Source organism: Neobacillus fumarioli NBRC 102428, from assembly GCF_001591485.1.
In the GTDB taxonomy this organism is placed as follows: Bacteria; Bacillota; Bacilli; order Bacillales; family Cytobacillaceae; genus Neobacillus; species Neobacillus fumarioli.
Genome location: NZ_BCUZ01000106.1, coordinates 1 through 9,252, shown reverse-complemented (window position 1 = coordinate 9,252; position 9,252 = coordinate 1). Strand labels below are relative to the sequence as shown.

Annotated in this window: 10 protein-coding genes; 9 read left to right on the top strand and 1 reads right to left on the bottom strand. The window is 41.4% G+C overall.

The features are described 5' to 3' along the window. The first annotated feature begins 24 nt into the window (after positions 1-24). The 6 genes from BFU02S_RS12735 to sufB all read left to right on the top strand — a co-directional run bounded on the left by BFU02S_RS12735 (position 25) and on the right by sufB (position 6,454). Positions 25-870: a MetQ/NlpA family ABC transporter substrate-binding protein gene (locus BFU02S_RS12735; RefSeq protein WP_066371256.1), complete on the top strand. Its 846-nt coding sequence runs from the start codon at positions 25-27 to the stop codon at positions 868-870. A gap of 364 nt (positions 871-1,234) precedes the next feature. Continuing rightward, positions 1,235-2,020, top strand: a complete 786-nt coding sequence (sufC, locus tag BFU02S_RS12730; RefSeq protein ID WP_066371252.1) for a Fe-S cluster assembly ATPase SufC — start codon at positions 1,235-1,237, stop codon at positions 2,018-2,020. A 20-nt stretch (positions 2,021-2,040) separates the two neighbouring features. Then, positions 2,041-3,351: a Fe-S cluster assembly protein SufD gene (gene sufD / locus BFU02S_RS12725; RefSeq protein ID WP_066371248.1), complete on the top strand. Its 1,311-nt coding sequence runs from the start codon at positions 2,041-2,043 to the stop codon at positions 3,349-3,351. Further along, positions 3,351-4,580 (top strand): cysteine desulfurase, encoded by a 1,230-nt coding sequence (locus BFU02S_RS12720; protein WP_066371245.1) that lies wholly within the window; start codon positions 3,351-3,353, stop codon positions 4,578-4,580. Before sufD ends, BFU02S_RS12720 begins: the two co-directional genes overlap by 1 nt. Next, entirely contained in the window at positions 4,570-5,007 is a 438-nt protein-coding gene (gene sufU / locus BFU02S_RS12715; protein ID WP_066371243.1) for a Fe-S cluster assembly sulfur transfer protein SufU, read from the top strand. Before BFU02S_RS12720 ends, sufU begins: the two co-directional genes overlap by 11 nt. Positions 5,008-5,056: 49 nt before the next feature. Further along, positions 5,057-6,454 (top strand): Fe-S cluster assembly protein SufB, encoded by a 1,398-nt coding sequence (sufB, locus tag BFU02S_RS12710; RefSeq protein ID WP_066371240.1) that lies wholly within the window; start codon positions 5,057-5,059, stop codon positions 6,452-6,454. On the opposite strand, the gene BFU02S_RS16805 is transcribed toward sufB, so the two are convergent. Then, on the bottom strand, positions 6,451-6,591 hold the full coding sequence (locus tag BFU02S_RS16805; protein WP_157075930.1) for a hypothetical protein: 141 nt from the start codon (positions 6,589-6,591) through the stop codon (positions 6,451-6,453). The two genes, sufB and BFU02S_RS16805, sit on opposite strands and share 4 nt — an antisense overlap. Before the next feature lie 84 nt (positions 6,592-6,675). On the opposite strand from BFU02S_RS16805, the gene BFU02S_RS12705 reads away from it, so the two are divergent. From BFU02S_RS12705 to BFU02S_RS12695, 3 genes are read left to right on the top strand one after another with little or no spacing between them, the layout of a single operon-like run. Continuing rightward, the gene (locus BFU02S_RS12705; protein WP_066371236.1) at positions 6,676-7,497 is read left to right on the top strand and encodes a sulfite exporter TauE/SafE family protein; all 822 of its coding nucleotides are present in this window, start codon (positions 6,676-6,678) and stop codon (positions 7,495-7,497) included. A gap of 2 nt (positions 7,498-7,499) precedes the next feature. Further along, positions 7,500-8,852 (top strand): bifunctional metallophosphatase/5'-nucleotidase, encoded by a 1,353-nt coding sequence (locus BFU02S_RS12700; RefSeq protein WP_369690691.1) that lies wholly within the window; start codon positions 7,500-7,502, stop codon positions 8,850-8,852. A 60-nt stretch (positions 8,853-8,912) separates the two neighbouring features. Next, on the top strand, positions 8,913-9,215 hold the full coding sequence (locus BFU02S_RS12695) for a YunC family protein (RefSeq protein WP_066371258.1): 303 nt from the start codon (positions 8,913-8,915) through the stop codon (positions 9,213-9,215). Positions 9,216-9,252: the final 37 nt, after the last annotated feature.

The following is a 9,252-nucleotide window of genomic DNA, read 5'->3' as shown; positions in this document are numbered from 1 at the left end:
GAAACGATAAAAAGGAGAGATAATATGAAAAAGTGGGTTAGTCTCGTCTTAGCACTATCGCTTGCGCTTGTTTTGGCCGCATGCGGATCATCTTCATCGTCAGATCAATCTAAAGGAGACAAAAGCAGTAACAAATTAACAACATTAACTGTCGGTGCATCAGCTGTTCCTCATGCAGAAATCTTGGAACAGGCAAAACCACTGTTAAAGAAAAAAGGAATCGATCTTAAAATTGTTACGTTCCAAGATTATGTATTACCAAATAAAGCTTTAGCTTCAAAAAAACTTGATGCTAACTACTTCCAGCACATCCCTTACTTGGAATCACAAAATAAGCAATTTGGTTATAACTTTGTTAATGCCGGCGGAATTCACATCGAGCCAATTGGGGTATACTCCAAGAAATATAAAAAGTTAAGCGACCTTCCAGATGGAGCACACATTATCATGAGCAATTCTGTTGCTGACCATGGCCGTCTGCTTTCATTGCTTGAAAGTGCCGGGTTAATTAAATTAAAACCAGGTATTGATAAGACAAAAGCAACTCTTAAGGATGTCGCTGAAAATCCGAAACACCTGAAATTTGATGCTAACTATGATGCTGCATTATTGCCGAAAATTTATCAAAACGGTGAAGGTGATGCAGTGTTAATCAATTCTAACTATGCGCTCCAAGCAGGCTTAAATCCAATGAAGGATGCCATTGCCCTTGAAGACAAAAATTCACCATATGTGAACGTCATTGCCGTTCGCAAAGGTGACGAAAATAAACCGGCAATTAAGGAACTTGTAAATGTACTTCATTCAAAACAAATCCAAGACTGGATCATTAACAAATACAAAGGTGCCGTTGTACCAGTTTCTCAATAATAAATAAGAAGAAAGTGGGAGAAAAGTCAGTTGGGATTCCCGGCTGGCTTTTCTTTTTTCTGTTACATGAATTTGATTTTACAGACAAAAAATAGATTTGAATTTACCTAATAAAAACTTGGTAATTGTTCAGAAATAAGGTATGATGGAAGTCGGATTTATATATGTCTTTTTTCAGAACTTTACCGGTTTAAAAATGTATTCTCAATTAGTTTTCTTCCAGTGAAAAATAAATAGTATTACGGCTCCTTAGAGTTGATAATAGATTTAATTTGTTATAAGATTATAATGAGAATAGATTGAGAATAGAGTTTTAGAGCGTTGTAACAACTATTACGATATAAAATTTTCGGAGGTTATAAATATGGCTGGATCAACTTTAACAATCAAAGATCTGCATGTTGCGATTGATGGGAAAGAAATTTTAAAAGGGGTTAACATTGAAATAAAAGGCGGGGAAATCCACGCTATTATGGGACCGAACGGTACTGGTAAATCTACTTTATCCTCTGCCATTATGGGTCATCCAAAATATGAAGTAACAAGCGGCAGCATTACACTTGATGGTGAAAATGTTCTGGAAATGGAAGTAGACGAGCGCGCTCGTGCCGGTTTATTTTTAGCCATGCAATATCCAAGTGAAATTACCGGTGTGACGAATGCTGATTTCTTACGTTCTGCAATTAACGCGCGCCGCGGTGAAGGTAACGAAATTTCTTTAATGAAATTTATCCGCGAAATGGATAAGAAAATGGAATTTTTGGAAATGGATCTTGACATGGCACAGCGCTATTTAAATGAAGGTTTCTCCGGCGGGGAGAAAAAGCGTAATGAAATTCTGCAATTAATGATGTTGCAGCCTAAGATCGCAATCTTGGATGAAATCGACTCCGGTCTTGATATTGATGCTTTAAAAGTTGTTTCCAAAGGTGTCAATGAAATGCGCGGCGAGAATTTCGGCTGCTTAATTATTACTCACTATCAGCGCCTGTTAAACTATATCACTCCTGACTATGTGCATGTGATGATGCAAGGCCGTATTGTGAAATCCGGCGGTCCAGAGTTGGCACAGCGCTTAGAAGCAGAAGGTTACGAAGGGCTTAAGAAAGAGCTTGGAATCGAAGACGAAACGGTTGGGCAAGAAGCGTAAGTAAGTTTAGGAGGATGAACATGACAACGGAAACAAAATTACCATTTGATAAGGAGTATGTCAGCTCATTTTCAAAAGAAATGAGCGAGCCTGCCTGGTTTGCTGAGTTCCGCATGAAGGCGCTGGAGCAATTCGATGAACTGCCGATGCCAAAACCGGATAAAACGAAAATTGATAAATGGAATTTTACCCAGTTTCAGCAGCATACAGTGAAAAGTGCCCCGTACAGCTCCCTTGCTGAGCTGCCAGAAGCGATAAAAGCATTAGTTGAGACGGATGCGAAAAATCAAACTTTATATATTCAGCGGAATCAAACACCGGCGTTTTTATCCGTATCTGAAGATTTAAAAGCGAAGGGTGTTATTTTTACCGATCTGTTTACGGCTGTCAGGGAGCATGGAGATTTGTTGAAAAAATATTATATGACTCAGGCGATTAATGCGGATGAGCATCGTTTAACGGCTCTCCATGCAGCGCTTGTAAATGGAGGAGCATTCCTTTACGTTCCTAAAAATGTGGAAATCACAGAACCCATTCAAGCGGTATTTGTTCATGATGATCCACAGGCAAATTTGTTTAACCATGTTCTTGTTGTTGCAGAAGACAATAGTGCTGTACCATATGTTGAAAACTATATTTCCACTTTGGAAGCGTCAGCAACAGTTGCTAACATAATAACGGAAGTCATTGCCGGTACAAATGCACGCGTGCAATATGGAGCTGTTGACAGCTTGGAAAAAGGTATGACCATCTACGTCAACCGGCGCGGTGTAGCAGGCCGGGATGCCCGGATTGAATGGGCCCTTGGCTTAATGAATGAAGGTAATACAATTTCAGACAATACAACTAACTTACTTGGCGACGGTTCAACCGGCGATACGAAAACTGTCGTGGTAGGCCGGGGCGAACAAACAGGTAACTATACGACAAAAGTCGTTCATTTTGGTAGACACACACTGGGCAATATATTAAATCATGGAGTTGTAAAGGATAGCGCAACTTTGATTTTTAATGGAATCGGCAAAATTGAACATGGTGCGTCCAAATCGGATGCGGAACAAACTTCACGGGTCTTAATGCTAAGCGAAAAGGCGCGCGGTGATGCTAACCCGATGCTGTTAATTGATGAAGACGATGTAATGGCAGGTCATGCTGCTTCAGTTGGACGCGTTGATCCGATTCAGCTTTATTACTTAATGAGCCGCGGCATTCCAAAGACAGAAGCAGAGCGACTAGTCATTCACGGTTTCTTGGCTCCGGTTGTGAATGAGCTTCCAATTGAACATGTGAAGGTACAATTAACGGAAGTAATTGAAAGGAAAGTACGATAATGAATATCACGGATATTCGCAAACAGTTCCCTATTTTGGATCAGGAAGTCAACGGTAAGCCATTAGTATACCTGGATAGCTCAGCTACTTCCCAGAAGCCGATCCAGGTTATTGAAACACTGGAAAAATACTACCGCGAATACAATTCAAATGTTCATCGCGGGGTACACACATTAGGAACGAAAGCAACAGATGCTTACGAAGGTGCACGGGAAAAGGTTCGTAAGTTTATTAATGCGAAATCCACTCAAGAAGTCATTTTTACAAGAGGAACAACGACTTCCCTCAACTTGGTGGCATCAAGCTATGCTGCCAATAACCTGAAGGAAGGCGACGAAATCATCATTACGTATATGGAGCACCACAGCAATCTGATCCCATGGCAGCAAGTGGCCAAGAATACAGGTGCCCAGTTAAAATATTTTCCGCTGCAAACGGATGGGACACTTCGTTTAGAAGATGTCCGGGCCAGCATTACACCGAATACAAAAATTGTGGCAGTGACGCAAGTATCAAACGTTCTCGGCACGATCAATCCGATCAAAGAAATCGCTCAAATTGCCCATGAAAATGGTGCCGTTATCGTAGTGGACGGGGCGCAAAGTGCGCCGCATTTAGAGATCGATGTTCAAGATCTCGATTGTGATTTCTTTGCTTTTTCCGGCCATAAGATGTGCGGCCCTACAGGTATAGGCGTTCTTTACAGTAAAAAACATTTGCTGGAAAACATGGAGCCAATTGAATTCGGCGGTGAAATGATTGATTTTGTCGAATTGTACGATTCCACATGGAAAGAGTTGCCGTGGAAATTCGAAGGCGGTACGCCGATTATTGCTGGAGCGATTGGCCTTGGGGCAGCGATTGATTTTTTAAATGAGGTTGGTTTGGAAAATATTGCGGCGCATGAGCATCAGCTTGCGGCATACGCTTTAGATAAGATGTCTGCCATCGAAGGTATTTCGATTTATGGTCCGATGGATCCAGCAAAGCGCTGTGGCCTTGTAACATTTAATCTTGCAGATGTTCACCCGCATGATGTGGCAACGGTTTTAGATGCAGAAGGAATTGCTGTCCGTGCCGGCCACCATTGCGCCCAGCCGCTGATGAAATGGCTGAATGTTTCTGCTACGGCCCGCGCCAGCTTTTACCTATATAATACGGAAGAAGATATTGATAAACTCGTTGAAGGGCTTGTCAAAACAAAGGAGTATTTCAGCGATGTCTTCTAATTTAGATGCACTTTATCGTAGAGTGATTATGGATCATTACAAAAAACCGCGCAATCGCGGAGTGCTGGAAGATGGCAGCCATACCATCAATATGAATAACCCGACTTGCGGCGACAGAATTCATTTGACCTTTAATGTGAAAGATGGAATTGTCGAGGATGCCAAGTTTGAGGGTGAAGGCTGTTCCATTTCAATGTCATCTGCTTCCATGATGACAGAAGCCATTAAAGGAAAAAAAGTCGAAGAAGCTTTGAAGCTTGCTAAAATTTTCTCCGATATGATGCTTGGTAAAGAGTATGATGACGAAGTTGATTTGGGCGATATTGAAGCACTTCAAGGTGTGGCCAAGTTTCCAGCGAGAATTAAATGTGCCACTTTAGCGTGGAAAGCGATGGAAAAAGGTTTGAAGGGCGAGGAACACGAATAAAACGAACTGGGGTCTTTCAGATTCGTTTATGAAATGGAGGAACTCGATTATGGCAAAGAGAATGCCTGAGATCGGCGAATATAAATATGGCTTTCGCGATAAAGATGTTTCCATATTCCGATCCAAACGTGGTTTGACACGTGAAATCGTTGAAGAGATTTCAAGAATGAAAGGCGAGCCTCAATGGATGCTTGACTTCCGCTTGAAATCACTGGAAATCTTCTACAGCAAGCCAATGCCGCAATGGGGCGGTGACTTAAGTTCATTAAACTTTGATGAAATTACCTATTATGTAAAACCATCTGAAAAATCCGAGAAGTCTTGGGATGAAGTACCGGAAGAAATCAAGGCAACATTCGATAAGCTCGGGATTCCGGAAGCAGAGCAAAAATACCTTGCCGGGGTTTCTGCGCAATATGAATCAGAGGTTGTTTACCATAACATGAAGGAGGACCTTGAAGAATTAGGAATTGTCTTCAAAGATACGGATTCGGCATTACGTGAAAACGAAGACATTTTCCGTGAACATTGGGCAAAGGTCATTCCGCCGACTGATAATAAATTTGCGGCGCTAAACTCTGCTGTATGGTCCGGCGGCTCTTTCATCTATGTTCCGCCAGGTGTGAAAGTTGATACACCATTACAAGCATATTTCCGGATTAACTCCGAAAATATGGGACAATTTGAAAGAACACTGATCATTGTTGACGAAGGCGCCAGCGTACACTATGTGGAAGGCTGTACAGCTCCCGTTTATACAACCAATTCCCTTCATAGTGCCGTTGTTGAAATCATCATTAAAAAAGGCGCTTACTGCCGTTATACAACGATTCAAAACTGGGCAAATAATGTGTATAACCTTGTGACCAAACGTGCAGTATGTGAAGAAAACGCGACAATGGAATGGATCGACGGCAACATTGGTTCGAAATTAACGATGAAATATCCTGCCGTTATTTTAAAAGGTGAAGGTGCCCGCGGTATGACATTGTCCATTGCAATCGCCGGCAAAGGACAAGTGCAGGATACAGGATCCAAAATGATTCATTTGGCTCCAAATACATCCTCAACGATCGTATCGAAGTCGATTTCCAAACACGGCGGAAAAACAAACTATCGAGGTTTAGTTCATTTTGGCCGCAAAGCAGATGGCGCTCGCGCAAATATCGAGTGTGACACCTTAATTATGGATAATCTGTCAACATCTGATACGATTCCTTACAATGAGGTACTCAATAACAATATTTCACTTGAACATGAAGCAAAAGTATCCAAAGTTTCGGAAGAACAGCTATTCTACCTGATGAGCCGCGGTATTTCCGAACAGGAAGCAACGGAAATGATCGTCATGGGCTTCATCGAGCCATTTACAAAAGAACTGCCAATGGAATATGCAGTTGAAATGAACCGCCTGATCAAGTTTGAGATGGAAGGGTCTATTGGCTAATAATAAAACCCGCTTGCTAATGTTTTAGCAGGCGGGTTTTTGTGCAGGCGGCAATTAGCTGATAACAAGAGCGTTAACTGGCGGGTAATGATAATGGCACCAATCAGCGGAGTAGAGGTTGTTAGAACTGTTTTCATCGAGAAAGAAACTAACACCAGATAAAAGTCTTCAAACATGATATGATGGTGAATAGAGAGTTATTTTTTGAGGGAAGTGAAAGCATGGAATGGCTTATCATTGTGTTCGTCGGGATTGTTGCGAGTTCCATCGGGTCGTTGATTGGTATGGGCGGGGGGATTATCGTTGTTCCGGCGTTACTTTATTTATCCACACTGCCGGCATTCAGCCATCTTACCCCGCAAGTGGTTGTAGGAACATCACTGTGTACTATGATTTTTACTGGACTTTCTTCGACCCTTGCGTATATGAAGCATAAAACAGTCGATTATAAAAGCGGCTTGATATTCCTAATTGGCAGCGGTCCTGGGAGTATCTTCGGTGCATGGGTTACGGAAAAATTAAATCTTCACTCCTTTAACATCTATTTTGGTGTATTTATCTTGTTTGTTTCCTTTGTCATGGTCATCAAGGAAAAATTAAAGCCGCTTCCGTTTCGTAAAGAAAAGGGCATTGTCAGAACATTTACCGATAACAGCGGCCAAACATATGAATATGGGTTTAATCCCGTGCTCGGTGTGGTAATTTCGTTTGTGGTCGGATTTTTATCGGGGATTTTTGGCATTGGCGGCGGCTCATTAATGGTACCGACGATGATTTTACTATTCTTCTTCCCTCCGCATGTGGCAACGGCCACTTCGATGTTTATGATTTTGCCGACTTCTGTCTTGAGCTCCATAACCCATATTGCCCTCGGGAATGTTAATTGGCTCTATGCATTGGCATTGATTCCTGGCGCCTGGATTGGCGCGAAGGTTGGCGTATGGCTAAATACCAAGTTAAAAAGCAAGACGATTGTCTTGATTATCAGAATGATTCTTGTTATTGTGGGAATACGTTTAATATATGAAGGAATTGCAGGGTAAGGATGAACATGGAAACCATCTATATTTATCACACAAACGACGTTCACAGCCATCTGGAAAACTGGCCGCGGATCCGGAAGTTTTTACAAGAGGAGAAACAGTGCCACCAGCAAATGGATGAAACGGTATTTTTATTTGATATCGGGGATTTTATTGATCGCTGGCATCCCTATACAGAGGCAACACGGGGAAAAGGAAATATTGAACTATTAAATGAATGCCAATATAATGCGGTAACAATAGGAAATAACGAAGGGGTCAATTTGGCATTTGATGATTTGAACCACCTCTATGATCAGGCGGAATTTTCGGTTTTAACAGCCAATCTATATCAAAAGAACGGCACCTTTCCAAGCTGGGTTAAACCATACAAAATTTATCAAACGAAAAAAGGTACACGGGTTGGAGTGATTGGTTTAACGGCCCAATTTGCCCGCCTATATGATCTTCTTGGATGGAAGGTGACCGATCCTATTGAGGAATTGAAAAAATGGTTAAAGCCTTTAAAGGAACAATCGGACATTATAATCTTGCTCTCCCACCTCGGACTTCGTGATGATGAAAGAATTGCTGCAGAATTTCCCGATATTGATATCATTTTGGGAGCCCATACCCACCATGTTCTTAAGACAGGCAAACTAGTGGGAAGAACATTGATTGGAGCAGCAGGGAAATATGGGGACTATGTTGGCAAAGTAACCTTAAAACTAAATGATCAAAGGTCCATCATTGACAAAAAGGCAAGTCTTTATAATCAAAAAGAACTTTCAGTGCCATTAAATGAACAAAAAATGATTCATTCCTTTTTAGAAAAAGGGAAAGAAATGCTGCAAACAAAGGTTACCTTTCTACAACACCCACTTGAAAGTGACCCATTTAAAGAAACGGTTTTATCAAAACTATTGTGTCAAGCGTTAAGAGAATGGTGTAATGCTGACTGTGCCATGCTGAATGCTGGTCTTCTGTTAGGACCTCTGAAGGGAGATGTTACCGTTTATGATCTACTCAATATTTGTCCCCATCCGATTAATCCTTGTGTTGTGGAGTTGACTGGTAAAGAATTACTTGAGATTCTGGCTGAGACAAAAGATGAAGTGTTAGCCCATAAGCAAATTATGGGATTAGGTTTCAGAGGGACCGTGTTGGGGATCTTTGTATATGATCGAATTAGTTTTTCCGAGGGCAAAGTATTGATTAAGAATGAAGAGGTTGATGCGGAAAAAGTCTATTCCTTGGCTCTTCCCGATATGTTTACTTTTGGCCACTTTTTCAAAAATGTCCTGCCGGCAAAAGAGAAAAAATATTTCTTGCCGGAATTCTTAAGAGATTTATTAAAATGGAAGTTACAGATGTAGTCTCACACGCTTTTTCCACTCCGCTCATAAAGTGATAAGAGGAAAGGAGTGTGGGACCTTTTGATTGATCTTTCACCAATAAATATTAATGGCCATACTTTTTTGGCTGTGTCAGTTTTACTTCCCAAAACAACTTTGCTTGCGGTGTCAAGCGATAAAGGATACATTATGTGCGGGGCCTTGGACGTCGGCTTATTAAATGAAAAATTGAAAGATCGGCGGATTATCGCTGGCCGTGCTGTAGGAGTAAGAACAATCGAGGAGCTGTTAAACGCTCCATTGGAATCCGTAACATTTGAAGCTGAACAATTGGGAATTCATAAAGGAATGATTGGAAAGGATGCCTTACTGAAAATGGTTTAAAAGCTTGCTGCCTGCAGCAGGCTTTTCTCGTCGTTTA